The following is a 457-nucleotide window of genomic DNA, read 5'->3' on the forward strand; positions in this document are numbered from 1 at the left end:
GCCATATGCACAGTCGCTTTGGCGCGTTTTAATGAACCGCGGCAGCTTCACCCTTGAGCCAATCGTAACCTTTGCTTTCCAGCTCTAACGCCAGTTCTTTGGTGCCCGACTTGACGATCCGGCCGTTGTAAAGCACATGGACGAAGTCCGGCACGATGTAATCGAGCAGCCGCTGGTAGTGGGTGATCACGATCATCGCGCGGTTGGGGTTACGCAGCGCATTGACGCCGCCGGCGATAACCCGCAGGGCATCGATATCCAACCCCGAGTCGGTTTCATCGAGCACGGCGAGGGTCGGGTCAAGCACCGCCATCTGAAGAATTTCATTGCGCTTCTTTTCGCCGCCGGAAAAACCTTCGTTCAGCGAACGGTTGAGCAGCGCCTGACTCATTTCCACCAGATTCATCTTGTCCTTGATCAAGCTGAGAAACTCCATGGCATCGAGTTCGTCCAAACC

General features: G+C 55.6%; 1 protein-coding gene. It reads right to left on the bottom strand.

What is annotated here, in order from left to right:
• Window positions 1-28 precede the first annotated feature (28 nt).
• Window positions 29-457: ABC transporter ATP-binding protein (locus I6F37_RS39430; protein ID WP_368736815.1), on the bottom strand; the 429-nt coding region annotated here is incomplete at its 5' end.

The organism is Bradyrhizobium sp. NBAIM08, from assembly GCF_020193935.1.
GTDB lineage: Bacteria > Pseudomonadota > Alphaproteobacteria > Rhizobiales > Xanthobacteraceae > Bradyrhizobium > Bradyrhizobium yuanmingense.